General features: G+C 52.0%; 13 protein-coding genes. 5 read left to right on the top strand and 8 right to left on the bottom strand.

The window, feature by feature from the left end; all coding sequences use genetic code 11:
* Nucleotides 1-209 precede the first annotated feature (209 nt).
* The 4 genes from ABA45_RS18190 to ABA45_RS01450 all read right to left on the bottom strand — a co-directional run bounded on the left by ABA45_RS18190 (nucleotide 210) and on the right by ABA45_RS01450 (nucleotide 6,345).
* Complete coding sequence (locus ABA45_RS18190; protein ID WP_053076096.1) at nucleotides 210-1,265, bottom strand: AraC family transcriptional regulator; 1,056 nt, start codon at nucleotides 1,263-1,265, stop codon at nucleotides 210-212.
* A gap of 443 nt (nucleotides 1,266-1,708) precedes the next feature.
* Nucleotides 1,709-4,183 carry a bifunctional diguanylate cyclase/phosphodiesterase gene (locus ABA45_RS18185; protein WP_053076095.1) on the bottom strand — a complete coding sequence of 825 codons (2,475 nt, stop codon included), beginning with the start codon at nucleotides 4,181-4,183 and terminating at the stop codon, nucleotides 1,709-1,711.
* A gap of 3 nt (nucleotides 4,184-4,186) precedes the next feature.
* A complete protein-coding gene (locus tag ABA45_RS01455) occupies nucleotides 4,187-5,137 on the bottom strand; it encodes a polyamine ABC transporter substrate-binding protein (protein WP_227506097.1) in 951 nt (316 codons plus the stop codon).
* Nucleotides 5,138-5,298: 161 nt separating this feature from the next.
* Nucleotides 5,299-6,345 (bottom strand): polyamine ABC transporter substrate-binding protein, encoded by a 1,047-nt coding sequence (locus ABA45_RS01450; RefSeq protein ID WP_048383881.1) that lies wholly within the window; start codon nucleotides 6,343-6,345, stop codon nucleotides 5,299-5,301.
* A gap of 629 nt (nucleotides 6,346-6,974) precedes the next feature.
* Here ABA45_RS01450 and ABA45_RS01445 point away from each other — a divergent pair.
* From ABA45_RS01445 to ABA45_RS01435, 3 genes are all read left to right on the top strand, one after another.
* A complete protein-coding gene (locus tag ABA45_RS01445) occupies nucleotides 6,975-8,297 on the top strand; it encodes an HD-GYP domain-containing protein (protein WP_048383879.1) in 1,323 nt (440 codons plus the stop codon).
* 193 nt (nucleotides 8,298-8,490) lie between these two features.
* Nucleotides 8,491-8,937 (top strand): YaiI/YqxD family protein, encoded by a 447-nt coding sequence (locus tag ABA45_RS01440; RefSeq protein ID WP_014869627.1) that lies wholly within the window; start codon nucleotides 8,491-8,493, stop codon nucleotides 8,935-8,937.
* A 32-nt stretch (nucleotides 8,938-8,969) separates the two neighbouring features.
* Nucleotides 8,970-10,094: a PQQ-dependent sugar dehydrogenase gene (locus ABA45_RS01435; RefSeq protein WP_048383877.1), complete on the top strand. Its 1,125-nt coding sequence runs from the start codon at nucleotides 8,970-8,972 to the stop codon at nucleotides 10,092-10,094.
* Between the two features lie 11 nt (nucleotides 10,095-10,105).
* Here ABA45_RS01435 and ABA45_RS01430 read toward each other — a convergent pair whose 3' ends face one another.
* From ABA45_RS01430 to ABA45_RS01420, 3 genes are all read right to left on the bottom strand, one after another.
* Nucleotides 10,106-10,621 carry a CIA30 family protein gene (locus tag ABA45_RS01430; protein WP_041635016.1) on the bottom strand — a complete coding sequence of 172 codons (516 nt, stop codon included), beginning with the start codon at nucleotides 10,619-10,621 and terminating at the stop codon, nucleotides 10,106-10,108.
* Between the two features lie 88 nt (nucleotides 10,622-10,709).
* Nucleotides 10,710-11,624 carry an AEC family transporter gene (locus tag ABA45_RS01425; protein WP_048383875.1) on the bottom strand — a complete coding sequence of 305 codons (915 nt, stop codon included), beginning with the start codon at nucleotides 11,622-11,624 and terminating at the stop codon, nucleotides 10,710-10,712.
* Nucleotides 11,625-11,779: 155 nt separating this feature from the next.
* Nucleotides 11,780-12,562 (bottom strand): substrate-binding periplasmic protein, encoded by a 783-nt coding sequence (locus tag ABA45_RS01420; protein ID WP_048383873.1) that lies wholly within the window; start codon nucleotides 12,560-12,562, stop codon nucleotides 11,780-11,782.
* 677 nt (nucleotides 12,563-13,239) lie between these two features.
* On the opposite strand from ABA45_RS01420, the gene ABA45_RS01415 reads away from it, so the two are divergent.
* Nucleotides 13,240-13,419 (top strand): hypothetical protein, encoded by a 180-nt coding sequence (locus ABA45_RS01415; RefSeq protein WP_048383871.1) that lies wholly within the window; start codon nucleotides 13,240-13,242, stop codon nucleotides 13,417-13,419.
* 2 nt (nucleotides 13,420-13,421) lie between these two features.
* Nucleotides 13,422-14,927 carry a sodium:solute symporter family protein gene (locus tag ABA45_RS01410; protein ID WP_048383869.1) on the top strand — a complete coding sequence of 502 codons (1,506 nt, stop codon included), beginning with the start codon at nucleotides 13,422-13,424 and terminating at the stop codon, nucleotides 14,925-14,927.
* Between the two features lie 256 nt (nucleotides 14,928-15,183).
* On the opposite strand, the gene ABA45_RS01405 is transcribed toward ABA45_RS01410, so the two are convergent.
* A complete protein-coding gene (locus tag ABA45_RS01405; protein ID WP_048383868.1) occupies nucleotides 15,184-15,672 on the bottom strand; it encodes an Lrp/AsnC ligand binding domain-containing protein in 489 nt (162 codons plus the stop codon).
* Between the last annotated feature and the right edge of the window lie 22 nt (nucleotides 15,673-15,694).

Here is a 15,694-nt window from a genome sequence, read left to right as displayed (position 1 = left end):
CAATCCGACTACCGATGCGACAATTCCCGTCAATCCAGACCGGACGATTGTCAGTGCCAACCCGAGAGCAGCCGACATTGTTTTTACCACTGTGACACGGTGGAAAGGCACTGCATTAGACACTCGACACCGGAGCATTCGAAAACCTTTCACAAACAGCACGTTAAGGGTTTTTTCAGCGAATTAGTGAAATGCCTCATGGGATAAGGCTAGCCCGCCAATACTTCTTGCGCGGAAGAAGCCCTGGAAGTGCACCACACAGTTTTTTGTCCTACAACGCCGGTATTGATTGAAACTACCTGTTCAGAATGCTGTTCCAATAGCTTCACCCCCTGAATGGTGTCACTGGGATACTCACCGAAATGGTCAAAATAATACGATGAAAAGCGACCCGCATGATTAAACCCCCATTTCAGCGCATGATTTGCAATTACCGGGTCATCACGATGGAAGCTAATCAGGGACTCCCTTGCCTTGATCAATCGGCGTGACTGGCAGTAACTATACGGTGTCATCCCTGTACGTTTTTTCATGAGGTAATAGAAATTCCTCAAGCTCATACCCGAATCTCGGGCGATTTTTTCCAGTTTAATGTCTGTGGCTAATCGGTCATTGATCAATTCAATGGCCGTAAGCAACCTTCGGTCATCTTCAATCAGAATCTTATTCTCAACCGTTGCAACCACCGGACTTTCGCCAGCCAGATACCGGTTCAGGGTTTCCTCAAGCAACCGGGTTCGTTCCATTGCGTGATGATGATCCCAAAAAAAAGGAGTCTCACGCAAATAACTTACAAGTATTTTTGCCAGTTCAAAGTCAGCGCTTTCCAGCAATCCGTTCGCGTATTTCCAAGCTGAGTTGCTAATCTGAACAATAAAAAGATTAGCCTCCGATGACATTCGGGCTCGAAACTCTGCGTCTGGTTTGAGTATACAGGGAACCCCGGGGACGCTGTAAAAATGCAGGCCTTCAACCTCAAAATCAACGCTTCCGTGTGCTGGCATAATGATCGCCGTTCGGCCATCATTGCAACCGACGACACTGCATGCGGAACGAAGGTAAACACCACATACGTTAATGTTTCCCACCTCAAGAAATGACAGGCGCGAATCAAAATCACCTTCACCAGGTGACACGTTCACCTCCTGAGACAGTCGTGAAAAGCTAGTGAGCACCTGAAGCGCTGACAACCAACTTCGCGGTTTTTTAGTTGTGATGCGAAGGTAGTGTTCGAGCAAAAAATTTTGGGCATCGCCGGCACACATTACTGTTGAACCTCCGGTTAATACGCATACTACTCTGTATGCAGCTATAAACTTTACAGGAAGTCACATTGACAGATGTGATTCTTCACTTAGCCGTGCGAGTTGGGAGCCATACAAAGCTCGACATAGCGAGACAAGAACGCGCTTGAGCCTCTCCTTACTCAGGAATCGTCAGAAGCAAACTTTCAAGTCAGTATGGGTCTCTTTTCACTACATAATCCTGTCAGGTATCCCTGGTTTTCTATTTGATGTGGATCAACTTTATTAGCCATAATATGCTCGTTATGTCAGCCTTGCTGTCTAATCAAAACCACGAATAGAATTATTTTACAAAAGTTTACCTAACCTCCCTTTGCTTTAAATCAGGTAAGTATTGGATCATCCGATCGGCTCAGAATTACTCTGGAGATTTAAATTAGGCGCTCAACCACTTCAATCCGGTTTTAGTATTGTTCGCGGAGTTCAATGGCTTTTCTGCTCTTCAAAAACTCGGTCATCTCTGCCACCGGCAACGGCCGGCATAGCAGGTAGCCCTGGAGCTGATCACACCCCTCTTCCGCCAGACGAGCCGCTTGCTCGGGCGTTTCGACACCCTCAGCGGTTGACCGTAGCCCCAAACTTTTAGCAATAAACAGAACAGCCGAAACGATGGCTGCATCTTTCGGGTCTACAAGCATGTCTCGCACGAAGCTTTTATCGATTTTGAGTTTGCCTATGGGCAACTCCTGCAAAAGGCTCAAAGAAGAGTAACCGGTACCAAAATCGTCCAGTGAAATAGTGACACCTTTTCGGCGCATTGCGTTCAAATCGCCGATGACTTCCGGCCGAATTCTCATCAGAGCGGTTTCTGTAATTTCGAGTTCCAGCTGCCAGGGGTGCAGCCCGTTGTCCTTCAATACCTGGTCAACAATCGTGACTAGGTCTTGGCGCTGTAACTGTATCGCGGAGACATTCACGGAAACACACGCATCGGTGAACCCCGCAGCCTGCCAGACGCTCAATTGACGCCCCGCCTCACGCAGAACCCACTCACCCAGCGGTAGGATTAAACCGCTCTCCTCGGCGACAGGAATAAACTTGTCGGGCGGAATAATACCCTCAAGCGGATCATTCCAACGCAGCAGGGCCTCAAGCCCAACAATTTTGCCTGTTCTGGCCTGTACCAGCGGCTGATAATAAAGTACCAGCTCGTTGTTTTTTAATGCACGCCTCAGCCTGCCTTCCAGCGATATGTGTTCGAGCGCCACAAGGTTGTAAGACGCAGAATAAAACTGAAAATTGTTACGCCCCTGTGACTTGGCCTGGTACATGGCAGCATCGGCGCGTTTTATCAGGTCATCCACATCACTGCCGTCACTGGGGAACAGCGAAATCCCGATACTGCAACCGCTGTATATTTCATTGTCATTAAAATAAAACGGCAGCTTCATGATATCCAAAATACGCGAGGCAACCTTAGCCGCATCCCGGGAATTGCTAACGTTCGATAGCAAAACAACAAACTCGTCGCCGCCAAGGCGAGCGAGCACATCCGACGTATGTTGAGAGACTTCCTGATGGATAACATCTTCCGCCCGCAGAACGACTTGAAGACGGATTGCCATTTCCATAAGGAGTTGGTCGCCCACTTGGTGCCCCAGGGTGTCGTTAACTCGCTTGAAGTTGTCCAGATCAAGGAACAATACGGCCATCTTGCGGCTCTCGCGGTGAGCTAGAGAGATCATCCGGCGCAATGTCTCGTGAGCGCGAAATCGATTGGGCAAACCGGTCAGGCTGTCGTGATAGGCTAAATGCTCGACTTTGACGCGTGATTTTTCCAGGTTGCCGGCCATTTCCTGAAAACTCAACCCCAACTTGCCCAGCTCGTCACTGGTCGATAACGCAATCGTGGGTGCCAGGTTTCCACGCCCGATCTCGCGAACGGCGCCCATCAGCTGTTTTAATGGGCGAACCATAAGAAAATTCATGGAAATCAACAGCGCAAAAATCAACAGCACTATGGTGCCAAGTACGATCCAGGCAACACTATTGCCCAGCCGCTGGCTTTCTTTGAGTAGCTCTTCCTTCGGCAGTATGCCAATCAGCAGCAAGCCCTCGTGCAAGCGCCGGGTCGCTAACAGACTGTCCGTTTCTTGATAAACCGCAGGCACAAGCTGATCGTCTTTTCCTGTCTCTAAAGCCTTCTTCAACAGCGGCACTGATATATATTGGCCCAGCTGGGAGGGGTCCTGATGGAAAAGAATCTCCCCATTTTCATTAACAATTAGGGTATGAGCTTTTTCGCCGGCCCGGCTGTTGGCCATCTGCTCCGCCATGAAATCCAGCCCCATGGTAACTACCAGATAACCTCGCAGCGTCGGCTTGCCGTTTAACGGGTCTTGAGTAGCCAGGTCGATCAGACGAACGGGCCGCGCGACCTGTAGCGATACCGTATGGCTGTCAGGGGGAGTAGAAACCTGAACAAATGCATCACCCTTGAACCGGCTGAGTTGTTGAAAGAACGGAGTATCGCCCTCTTCTTCGGTGATATTAGGTATCGGTATCAGGGTGGTACGAGCGTCTTCATAACCATCTGGTAGCAGGAAGCGGATTTCGGTGTAATCAGGATAGGCGCGCAAATAGCTGGAAAACAACTTTAACAACGAAGGCAGCATCAAGACATAGCGCTCTTCCTCGTCTTCCGTCAGCGCGTAGGCACGCATCAACGAAGCATCGGCAAACAGTTTGGCGTTCGCTTTGGCAACGTCCTGATGCATCTGAAAATTGCGCGCCATTTGGTCCATTAACGTTGTCATCTGGATCGAACTGCGCTCTACCGCGGTTGAACGCAGCTGTTCATAAGCGAGCCACCCTATTATCAACAGCGGAATCACCGCGAGGGGTACCACAACCAACAGCACCTTGGCGTGAAGACGCATGTGCTAGTACCAAGTCCAGTTAACGAGGCGCGAAAAAATCTCTGCACGGATTTTTTGCGTCCGGACAGGCAGGCGTTGATTGGTTTCCGACTTTTCCAGCGCCTTATCGTTCGGGTAGATAACCGGATCGCTCTTGAACTCAGCTGGAAGCAATGCTTCGGCGGCAAGATTCGGCGTGGCAGAGCAGACGAACAGCGCCAGCCGCGCAGCGATCTCCGGCTCGTTGAGAAAATTGATAAACTGTTTGGCCGCGGCTTTATTGGTGGAGCCACTGAGAACACTTATATAATCGACCCAGATATTACTGCCTTCCTTCGGGAGAACAAATGCAATCTCGTCATGGTGTTCCTGGACCATCGAGGCGTAGGAACTATACATCATGCTCATGGCGACCTGGCCATTCACCAAAGCAGAATTTGCATCCCGGGAAACGGCTTTGTAGGTTTTAACGGCAGGCGCCTGCGCCTGGAGTAACGCCTCAGCTTCTTTGAGCTCTTGTACGTCGGTGCTGTTGAGCGAATAACCCAATGCCTTCAGTGCCACGCCAATCAGGTCTCTGGTGCCGCTGATCATCGCCACCCTGTCATGCAGTTCCTCGGCGGGCTGCAACAAATCCATCCAGCTTGTAACCGGAAAAGCTACCAGGTCTTGGCGGTAGGCTATACCCAGCGTTCCCCAGAAGTAAGGCACGCTGTACAATTCCGCCTCCTCATGGACAGTGCGCCAGCGCGGATCGATATGCGTCAGGTTGGGAATATCCGTTTCATCAATAGGCTCTAGCCAGCCGCGTTTTGCCAGGATCCGAATCGCAGTACCGTCGATAATGGCCAGATCAAAGCCTCTACCCCCCGTTCCAAGCAAAAGCTCATCCCGCGCAGCGTCAGACTCGAAAAAGGTTTGTTTCACCGCAACGCCGGTGCGTTGTTTGAACTCCTCCAGAATCTGCGGGTCCATATAATCCGACCAATTAAGGAACAACAGTTCCGTTGGCTCTGACGCCTGCAGCGGGCAGCTGAGTACAATCAAAGTAAGTGCCAAACACAAGGCCTTGTGTTTGCTGATGCAGGCTTTATTTTTATTCATAATAACAGGCCATTAAGATGAAGGTACGGCGATCAGTAGACAATCCTCGAGAAAATGGCCGCGCGATTTTTATGAGCTCGAGGTGGCAAGCGACGATAGGCTTCCGAGTTTTCCAGTGCCTCGCCACTCGGGTAGATCACAGGATCATTCCTGAAATCCGCCGGTAGCAATGCTTCAGCGGCCAGGTTGGGAGTCGCATAATAGACATACTGCGCAAGCCGCGCGGCGATCTCCGGCTCATTAAGAAAATTGATGAACCGTTTGGCTTCAGCCTTTCGGGGGGAGGCGCTCAGAACGCTCAGATAATCGGTCCAGATATTGCCACCCTCTTTGGGAAGTACAAACGCAATATTGTCGTTATATTCCTGCAACATCCGGGTATCGCCGTTGTACATCATGCTCATGACAACTTGGCCGTTTAACAGCGCGGAATCTTCGTTCAGAGAGAGGTAGCGGTAGGTGTTAACCGCCGGAGCCTGTGCTTCTAACAGTGCCTCGGCCTCTTTCATCTCATCTTCGTTGGTGCTGTTGAGCGAGTAACCCAGAGCCTTGAGAGCCGCGCCGATCATATCCGCGCTATCGCCAATCATGCTGATTTTACCGTGCAGTTCCTCTGTCGGCTGCAACAGGTCCATCCAGCTTGAAACCGCGAAGGGAACTAGGTCCCGACGATAAACAATGCCAATCGTACCCCAGAAATAGGGCACGCCGAAGTCTTCGGCTTTTTCAAATTCGCTACGTCGACGTGGATCGATGTGTTTCAGATTAGGGACACTCGACTCATTGAGGCGCTCGAGCCAACCGCGTTTCGCCAGAATTCTGATTGAAGCGCCATTGATGAGCGCCACGTCGAAGCCTTTTCCCTCGGTCTCAAGCAGAAGTTCGTCCCGGGCAGTATCGGAATCGAAATAACTTTGTTTTACCGCGATACCAGTGCGCTGTTCAAATTCCGCGATAATTTCCGGATCCATATAATTTGGCCAGTTAAGGAACACCAGTTCCTTCGATTCTGCCGCTTGCGCAAAAACAGCGGTAAAGAGCAAAAAAAGTGTGATCACTTTAGCCTTACGAAGACACATAACCTTCCCCACCAATCACCGGCGACAATACCGTTATTAATTCATTTCAGACAATACTCTACGTTTGCCTTCAACCACAATTGGCGACATTCCGCCGTTGAACCTGTGGAGCCGTCGCCAGCCATAGTAACCCACACGACCTGAAAAAAATCAGCGCCTCCTGAAACTTCGCCATTGCCAACCCGTAGCGGTCAGTGGCACATCCTGAAGAGGTTCCAACTAGGTGGGCACAATCAACCGTAAGGAGTACGCAATGAAAAACGGTGTGCGAAACCCCGCACTGATGGCTATCCTTATGTCTGTCGCTCTGAACACCGACATCGCTTAGGCGACCAAATACTCATGACCACTGGCCAGCGCCAGACTGCTCTGATGATGCTAAAGGTGACCGTTGCGAGGCTGGATTGGGATAGTTTTGGGCTGTGGGTACCTGGCCAGATCGTGCACCCGAGCCTATAGCTGAATTAAAGAAGCCGCCGGGCCTCTTACCTGTCAATACGGCGGCATAGAGTAGAGTAAGCCGTAAAACCGACTCACTTTTACCGAGCCCATGATTACCAGCCTTGCGTTCTATCGCCACGAAGCAACTTGTGCAATTATATGGATACATTGGATACGGGTTTTTTTTGATGCGCGACGAAACCGTAGAACTTGAGATCGACGTCTCTGAGCTTCGGCTGGGCATGCACGTTATTCGCCTTGATTGCGCCTGGGAGGATACCGCTTTTCTCTTTCAGGGATTCGTTATTCAAAGTCGTGACGAGATCGACGCTCTCCAGATACAGTGCCGCAAGGTCGTTATCGAAGGTAAAGTGAAACGTGAACTTGACAAGATTTCTCAAGGCCCTTTAGATAAGCCCGATACAGCCTATTTCCAACGGTTCTCAACAGATTCCGGGAACACGGGCACCACCAAAAAATCAGGAAAAAAATCACACCCGAACGCCCAGCGCAGCGCCAGGCGCGCTATCTACATCAACAAGGTGGATGTAAACACCGAAATTCGCACAGTCACCAATCACTACTCTGAAGCAAAATCCGTTGCTGCCGGCATAATGGCCGGCTTGCGAGTAGGGCGAGCTCTTGATATCAATCGTGCGCGCGAGGTGGTAAATAACTGCGTTGACAGTATTCTGAGAAACAAAGATGCCCTGCTGTTGCTGACTAAGTTAAAGCAGAAGGATGGCTACACCGCAGAGCACTGTTTGAACGTGTCGATTCTGTCTGCGGCATTTGGCAAGCGCCTTGGATTGCTTGAAGAAGAGATCCGTACGCTCGGACTGTGCGGTTTGCTACACGACATTGGCAAAACAAAAGTACCCTTGGAAATTCTTCAAAAGTCAGGCGGGCTGACACCCCAGGAGTACTGCATAATGCAGAACCACGCTAACTGGGGGCGCGACATGTTAATGGCGCTACCAAAAGTGGTTCATGCCACAATCGATGTTGCCTACAACCATCACGAACGTCTGGATGGCCGCGGTTACCCTCGCGGTCTGGTGGATCATCAGATCCCCTATAATGCGAAAATCGTAGCCATCGCCGACACCTACGATGCCATCACCAGCAACCGGGCTTATGATAGCGCCCGTTCATCCATGAGCGCACTCAAAACGATTCACCGATTTCGCGGTACGCAGTTTGATTCGGAGCTTGCTAGGGAGTTCATCCTGATGATCGGCATTTACCCGCCCGGCTCCATCGTAGAACTGAAAACCGGCGAAGTCGCAATCGTACTCACCAGCAACCCCAAAAACCGGCGCAAACCGCGGATTATGCTGGTCAGAACGGCCAACAAAAAACGTATATCAAAATACGCGACGCTGGATTTAGACCTTCATCCGAAAGCCGACAACGGCGAACTATTCACCATCTCCAAAGAATTGCCAGATGGCACCTTCGACGTGTTCATTCAGCATTTTATTGAAAATGGACTGATACTTAACTATTAAATCCCGGGTTCGAGCATGTTTTGGTTTCAGCTCGCACGCCCGGGCTGGTGGTACTATTAACAATCGTGTCCATATCAACAAGGTGTCCCATTTCCTGCAAATAAATCGGCCCCGGATTAAACTAAGTTTGTCGATCTGCAAAGCTAGATTCTGAACCACTCACGAACAGCGTTCACACACTTAGGAGCCTGCCATGTCCATCTGGGTTGATGCCGATGCCTGCCCGGTGCCCATTCGCGAAATTATCTGCCGCGCGGCAGCGCGCTGGAAGGTACATGCCACGTTTATTGCCAACCACGTTGTTCCATTGCCACCAGGTCCGTTTATTCACACCCGCCAAGTGATGCAGGGGTTTGACGTGGCAGACAATGAAATTATGGATCAGCTCAAAGCTGGGGATCTGGTAATCACACAAGATATCCCCTTGGCCGCAGAAGCCATTGAAAAGGGGGCAGATGTCTTCAACCCCAGAGGCCAGGCATTTACAAAAGAGAATATTCGCCAACGCCTGGCGATGCGTAATTTTATGGAAGAAATGCGCAACGCCGGCCAGGTTACCGGCGGCCCGGCGCCCTTCGGCCAGAGCGACCGCAAAGAATTTGCAGACAAACTGGACCGCTGGCTGCAACGTAATCGGTAGTTGCTGGTCGAAGATTGAAACAGGAGATCTTTATGCGGGTTTTACAGCAGGCTGTTATCGGTTTTGCCTTACTGGTAGGGTTTCTGCCGCTGGCGTTCAGCCAGACCTTCCCGTCTGACGCAGGCCCCTTTCAGCTTGAAACCATCGCAGAGGGGCTGGAGCATCCCTGGAGCCTGGCGTTTCTGCCAGACGGTTCAGCCCTGGTCACCGAGCGGCCCGGAAGATTACGAATAATCCAGAACAGCTCGTTGGCGACGAAGGCTATTCATGGTGTGCCCCAGGTGGCCGCAGCCGGCCAGGGAGGGCTATTTGACGTCATACTGCACCCGGATTTTGCCAGCAACAACACCTTGTTTCTTAGCTACGCTCATGACTCGTCAGAGGGGATGACCACCCGGGTGGCCCGCGCTGTGCTGGATAACAACGAACTCAAAACCCTTAAGGTCATCTTCGAAGCATTGCCCCGTTCGAACGGCACACGCCACTTTGGCGGGCGCATGGCTTTTGACAGCAGCGGCTATCTTTACATCGCCGTGGGCGATCGCGGTGAAAAAGATCGCGCTCAAGACACCCGCGATGACGCTGGCGGTGTGCACCGCATTACCATCGACGGCGAACCTGCACCGGGCAATCCGGGTTTGGGAAGCTCCGCTATCCGTGACACGTTCTACACTTGGGGCAACCGCAATATTCAGGGTATGACCGTTCACCCACAGACCGGCGAAATCTGGACTCACGAACACGGCCCCCGCGGCGGCGATGAAGTGAATATCCTTTACGCCGGCACTAATTACGGCTGGCCGGAAATCACCTACGGCATCGGTTATTCGGGGCTACCGATCACTTCGGATACCCATAAAGAAGGCATGGCCCAGCCGTTGCACTATTGGGATCCGTCCATCGCACCGTCAGGTATGGCGCTTTACAGCGGCGAGCTGTTTCCACAATGGCAGGGTGATGTGTTTGTGGGCGCATTGAAACTGCGCAAACTGGTACGACTAGGGACAAACGAAAATGACAAAGTGATTGCGGAGGAAGACTTGCTGCTTGATCTGAACGAGCGCATTCGCGATGTCCGGTTTGGCCCTGATGGCGCTTTGTGGCTGCTGAGCGATGCCCGCCAAGGCAAGCTTTACCGTATGGCACCCACACAATAGCGTGGGCGGGCTTATTCCGCCCTGATCCACTCTACCCGCAACTCGAACTCACCAGCGCGCTTGTCGCCCAGTAGCAAGCCAATGGCTTCTACATGTTCAACATCCAGAGGTGGGCCGGAAAGCGCGCGGCCACGAAAACGCGGACTCAGCTGGGAAATCACTATAACCGACTCTGTCCACTCGCCTGCGAGTGTCGGGAACTCGGCGGTATAAGCAATAGGGGAATGGCCATAACGGGCGTCGGTGTATAGCCTGAGCTGGTAACTGCGACCATCGCCTTTCACCCGCAGTCGCAGGGTGTGAAAGGCGCTCACATCAAACTCGTGGCCGCTGCTTTTCACCGACGAAAAACCACCGTTGTTCTCCAGCGATATCTGTCCGGAAAAAACCAGCTGGCCATCCACAATTTCTGGTCCACCGCGGGATTCGCCACCCATCACACCGTCATTTACGGCGTACCACTCAGGCGCGGGTGAGGTCACAGAAAAATCCACCAAGGTGTAACCACTGCCTGCGTTTGTATTCATTGCTTCGCGCCCCCTAAAAAGATCATTAAAACGCAAAAAACGCACCGATATTAGCCATCATCGTCAGCGTCAAGTAAACCACTCCATCCTACCAGAGGAAATTAAGAACCAGCGGGATAGACAACACGGCCAACAGGGTTTGCCCGCTAATGATACCCGCCATCAGCGGTGCATCGCCGCCTAGCTGACGCGCAAGAATATAAGCCGAGGTGGCTGTTGGCAAAGCCGCCAGCAGAATCATGACCTGCACCAGCAAGAGCTCGAAGCCTAAAAAATAGCCGATGCCGGCAGCAATCACAGGCATCACCAGCAGCTTAAGAATTGACGACATCACAAACGGCATTGAAGCGCCGCGTAACACGTTCAGTTGCAGGCCAGCACCCACCGTCATCAAGCCCATAGGTAAAGCCAGGCTGCTCAGTGGCCCCAGAGTGCCGGCCAACAGCGGGTGAAAGCCCAGCTCGAAGTAACTCCAGGCAATACCCAGCAGCGATCCGACAATCAATGGATTGGTAATGATCATCCGTAGCACCGGCAGAAGCCGTATCCGCTGGCCCGCAGTCGTCAGCGAAAACATAACGATGCACAGCAAATTCAGCATGGGCACCATAATAGCCACCACGATGGCTGTCAGCGCCAGGCCCTCATCGCCCAGCAGCATTCCCCCCGCCGCCAGAGCGACGTAGGAATTGAAGCGGGTGGCGCCTTGAAAAACCGACGAAAACACCGGGCCACTCCAGCGCCAGAAGCGCTGGATAATGGCCAGTATCAGAGTCATGGACACCAGCGTTGCACCAACCAGTACGGCAACATCGGCGTAAACCGACGGCGCCACATGCGCCTGCCCCAACTTGTACACGAGCATGGCGGGGAACAGAACGTAATAGGTAAAGCGTTCTGCCTGGGGCCAGAACTCAGGCCCGGGAAAATTCCAGCGGCGGAAAAGGTGCCCGAGGGTGATCAGCAGAACAACCGGCACCAATGCATTGAAAAAAACGTTCATTGCCCAGCCCTGTGAAGAAAAAAACTAATACAAAGCTTGCTATAGTTTTCCAGGCAGAACAACCAGTGCTTCGGCTATCGTAAATAGGATTGTTGTCGCAACGCGCATATAGCAAACGATAGCCGCAGGTAAAGCTCAGCCGGGTATCCTGCCGTTTACTGGTAACGCTGTACAATACGCTCCAGTTCACCCGCGGCGCGGGCTTCGTCTAACGCTTGCTGCAGGTCTGCCACAATGGCCGGGTCGGTTTCATTGCTGAACGCCAGGTACATGGGTGTTTCACGGAACGTAAGAACCGGCTTCAAGCCGCTAACGCCAAATTCTTTCTTGGCCACCAGTGGGCCCACCAAACCGTCCGTTACCCAAAGATCGGCCTGGCCCAGCACCAAGCGGCGGGTATTAACCTCACCCGAGGCTGCCATAATCACGTTAAAGCCTTGGGCGGTTAAATAATCCGACATCACATCGCCTTTGTAACCGGCAATCTGCAGGTCTTTGGCGTCGTTCAGCGAATTCAAAGTAATGTCAGAATCCGGAGCTGCGAACAAGGTCCACTGAATGGAAGCCAGCGGGCCCACCCACTGGAACTGATTGGCGCGCTCTTCGGTTTTTGCAGTACAAAATAACGCGTGATTTTTTCGGCCCTGAACCCAGTTGTACGCGTAACTCCAGGCCCGCATTTTCATCATGTAATCATAATCAACCCGAGCCAGTGCAGCTTTAACCATGTCCGTGCAAATACCGGTGATGTCTTCTTCATTATGGGCAACCGCTTTGCCAGAAAAGGTGTCGTTATAAGGCGGGTATTTTTCAGTAAAAATGTATATTTTCTCAGCACCTACAGCTGTCGCTGTCGCGCTGAATAACAGCAGCGACAATAAGCCGTAGCTAATTCCTTTCACAGCACGAGCGGTCAGAGAATTCATGGCGGTCGGCATTCAACATGTCCTTATCACTGGTTTTGGCGCACAAGATGCACCTTAAGTACGCTGGAATTGGACACCGTAACCACTGCTGATTGCAACCCAATCCGCCCAAACTTCTGACTCCGATCAAAGAAATGCCGAGCTAAAACCTATAGTTCTAGCTTAAGCACCCGTTAAGGCCGAAGTTGCCGTGCATATTGTAAGGCTGGCTCTATCGTATATCCGTCAAGGCGGCCGGTTTCAAACGCTGCAAAGTCACAGCATTCATCAGCATGACCGGGCCGCCGCCACCCGGTATGACAAATTGACTCGTCATCATGAGAGCATCGTATCATTGGCTTGCGCATTTCTCTGGCTGCCGATGTGCATCGTCAACAGCCTCTGACAGAGTGTTGTGACGACGTTATACCACTGGAAACCGAACGGGGGACCAGCAAGTAATACGCCAGTGCATTTTTAGCACGAATCTGGCCGCAACGCAGATCGCACAAGGCATGGACACTCTGGTATTGATTGGCTGTTTCACCGACGGCTATGGCTACCTGAGCGTTTGAATTCAACAGGTCGTAACAATGCTTGATCCTTTGTCAATCGTTGTCAGGCTCAGGACCTAGAAGTAGCCCTGAGCGATTACAGAAATTTGTCACACAAAGCAATTATGTTGATTCGGTTCAGCAGCGAGGAAGCTCATGAAAACAAGTAAGTGGATATGGTTTGTCTGGTTATTGGTGGTGTTGTGCTACGCCGTTCCCTACGGTTTTTTGTCCGACGTGCAGGCTTGGTACGGCAGTTTTCTATTCTGGAGCCTGACCGGTTTACTGATTATCGGCGCTAACATTTTCATGACAAAGGACTTCGAGGAGTACTGATCATGAGCGAGTCATTGATCTGGTGGTCAGTCGGCATTTATGTGCTTGTCGCCCTCACCATCGCCGTGCTGTCTCGTCAGGGCAAAGCCGGAAGCATGTCGAGCTATTTTCTTGGTGACAGACAAATGAACGGTTTCGTCTCTGCGCTGAGCTATAGCGCAACCACCTACAGCGCTTTCATGATGGTGGGCCTTGCCGGTCTGACCTATAAAGGTGGCGTGGGCGCCTTGGGTTTCGAAATCATCTACTTCGCCGGCGTTTCATTGGTGGCAATCTTCGGACCCAAGTTCTGGGCTGTGGGTAAGAAGTTCGGCTTTGTCACACCCAGCGAAATGCTTGGCCACCGCTACAAATCCAAACCGGTGGCAGGGGCCATCTCCATCGCCAGTTGCTTGTTTCTGATTCCTTATGCTGCCGTTCAACTGTCTGGCGTAGGCTATCTGATGCAGGGCATGACCGGTGGCGCGATTCCCTTTACTACCGGTCTCATGGTCGCAACCGCCCTGGCTATCCTGTTCTCTTACGTCGCAGGTATTCGCTCGGTCATGTGGACCGACTCCTTGCAGGCAGTTCTGATGATCGTTGTTTCGACTCTGGTTGCCCTGCTGGCGATTTCGGAGCTTGGCGGCTTTTCGGGTCTGTTCCACATCCTTGAAACCGAGCATCCGCAGTCCTTGTCGGTCCCCGGCAGCGGACTGTTCAGCTTCGTAACGTTCCTCGGCCTGACCATTCCCTGGTTCTTTTTCGCACTGACGAACCCCCAAGTCAGCCAGCGTTTGTTTATACCTTCGTCACTGAAGGCCATGCGTCAGATGCTAATAGGCTTCCTGGCATTTGGCTTCGTTTATACCCTGGTTTCCATCCTCTGGGGCTTTACTGCGCTGGCAGCCTTTCCAAACCTGTCTAACGCCGACATGGCCACGCCAACGCTGCTCGCTTCTGACATGATTCCACCGGTGCTGAGCGTTCTTGTGATGATTGGCATCATGGCGGCCGCCGTGTCGACTATTGACTCCATCATGCTAACGCTAGCGTCCATGTTGTCCCGGGACGTCTATGCCAACGTCAAGCCTGGCACCAGCGAAAAGCGCCAGCTTACCATCGGTAAGATCGTCCTCCCGGTCATCGCAATATTAGCGTACGGCTTTGCCCAACTTGAACTTAACCTCATCGCGATATTGTCCGTTGCAGCCTCTTCGGGTCTGGCAGTCATGGTTCCGGCGATCATTGGCGCCTTCTACTGGCGTCGCGGTACTGCCGCTGGCGTGCTCGTCAGCGTGATCGGTGCCGGTCTGTTCGTGGTCTATGCGTACATCAATGGCGGCAAGGTACTGGAAATTCCAGCAGGTATCTGGGGCGTTCCGCTCTCAACGTTTTTGTTTGTTGGTGTCAGCCTGCTCACCGAGGCCCCCACTGCCGTAGCTGACGAATTTCTAAAGGAGGCCAACAACCATCGCAAAACGGCCCAACCTGCAGTAAGTGACAACCCGGCGGTTAAGAACGCCTAAGGGCTGTTAATGCTTCATTGAATCGTAGCACTAGCACCTTCGTTTTTAATCTGTCCGCGATTTTTTTCACTGTCATAACTATGTCCTGTGCCGAAGTGACGGGTGCCGTTGGACACAGTTATCCAGCAAGCACCGCAAAATGATGGTGCCAGGCACCGCCATTGAATCGAGCACTCCCTCGGGCCGAGGAGCAGAGGAGCTGGCAACTAGAACGGGAGTGACTCAATTGGCGCAAGTCCACTGTTTGATCGGACCTTTAACTGCCCGCTCGGTCGGTCAAGGATTTGATGTCCAGCTCCTGACCTTCTTTACAGGTTTCCATAACGATATAGCTGCGTGAGTCTTTAACGCCGGGCAACGCCAGTATCGTCTCACCAAGCAAGGTCCGGTATTGTTCAATATCGGCGACGCGGGCTTTGATGAGGTAGTCAAAGTTGCCCGAAACTAGATGACACTCCTGAATTTCCGGCACGCGGATGGCGGCTTGTTTGAACTGGGCAAACACGTCGGGGCCAGTTCGGGTCAGACAGACCTCAACAAAGACCACGAGCCCCATTCCCAATCTTCCTGCGTGCAGGATGGCTCGGTAGTGCTTGATATAGCCATCCCTTTCGAGCTTGCGAACTCTTTCAAGACACGGTGTTGGGCTCAGATTTACGCGATTGGACAACTCATGGTTAGTAACTCGGGCATTGGTCTGCAGTTCGTCTAAAATGGCCAAATCGATGCGATCGAGTTTTCTCATGTCACCTTACCTTTCGCCTAGA

The sequence above is a fragment of the Marinobacter psychrophilus genome (genome assembly GCF_001043175.1).
GTDB classification, from domain to species: Bacteria; Pseudomonadota; Gammaproteobacteria; order Pseudomonadales; family Oleiphilaceae; genus Marinobacter; species Marinobacter psychrophilus.
Note: the sequence above shows the minus strand (reverse complement) of the source record. Positions and strands in the feature narration are given on the sequence as shown.

Excerpts from the sequence above, each read along its gene's own strand:
- ABA45_RS18190 (WP_053076096.1), bottom strand. The coding sequence starts at position 1,265 with ATGTGTGCCGGCGATGCCCAAAATTTTTTGCTCGAACACTACCTTCGC.
- ABA45_RS18185 (WP_053076095.1), bottom strand. The coding sequence starts at position 4,183 with ATGCGTCTTCACGCCAAGGTGCTGTTGGTTGTGGTACCCCTCGCGGTG.
- ABA45_RS01455 (WP_227506097.1), bottom strand. The coding sequence starts at position 5,137 with ATGGACCCGCAGATTCTGGAGGAGTTCAAACAACGCACCGGCGTTGCG.
- ABA45_RS01450 (WP_048383881.1), bottom strand. The coding sequence starts at position 6,345 with ATGTGTCTTCGTAAGGCTAAAGTGATCACACTTTTTTTGCTCTTTACC.
- ABA45_RS01445 (WP_048383879.1), top strand. The coding sequence starts at position 6,975 with ATGCGCGACGAAACCGTAGAACTTGAGATCGACGTCTCTGAGCTTCGG.
- ABA45_RS01440 (WP_014869627.1), top strand. The coding sequence starts at position 8,491 with ATGTCCATCTGGGTTGATGCCGATGCCTGCCCGGTGCCCATTCGCGAA.
- ABA45_RS01435 (WP_048383877.1), top strand. The coding sequence starts at position 8,970 with ATGCGGGTTTTACAGCAGGCTGTTATCGGTTTTGCCTTACTGGTAGGG.
- ABA45_RS01430 (WP_041635016.1), bottom strand. The coding sequence starts at position 10,621 with ATGAATACAAACGCAGGCAGTGGTTACACCTTGGTGGATTTTTCTGTG.
- ABA45_RS01425 (WP_048383875.1), bottom strand. The coding sequence starts at position 11,624 with ATGAACGTTTTTTTCAATGCATTGGTGCCGGTTGTTCTGCTGATCACC.
- ABA45_RS01420 (WP_048383873.1), bottom strand. The coding sequence starts at position 12,562 with ATGCCGACCGCCATGAATTCTCTGACCGCTCGTGCTGTGAAAGGAATT.
- ABA45_RS01415 (WP_048383871.1), top strand. The coding sequence starts at position 13,240 with ATGAAAACAAGTAAGTGGATATGGTTTGTCTGGTTATTGGTGGTGTTG.
- ABA45_RS01410 (WP_048383869.1), top strand. The coding sequence starts at position 13,422 with ATGAGCGAGTCATTGATCTGGTGGTCAGTCGGCATTTATGTGCTTGTC.
- ABA45_RS01405 (WP_048383868.1), bottom strand. The coding sequence starts at position 15,672 with ATGAGAAAACTCGATCGCATCGATTTGGCCATTTTAGACGAACTGCAG.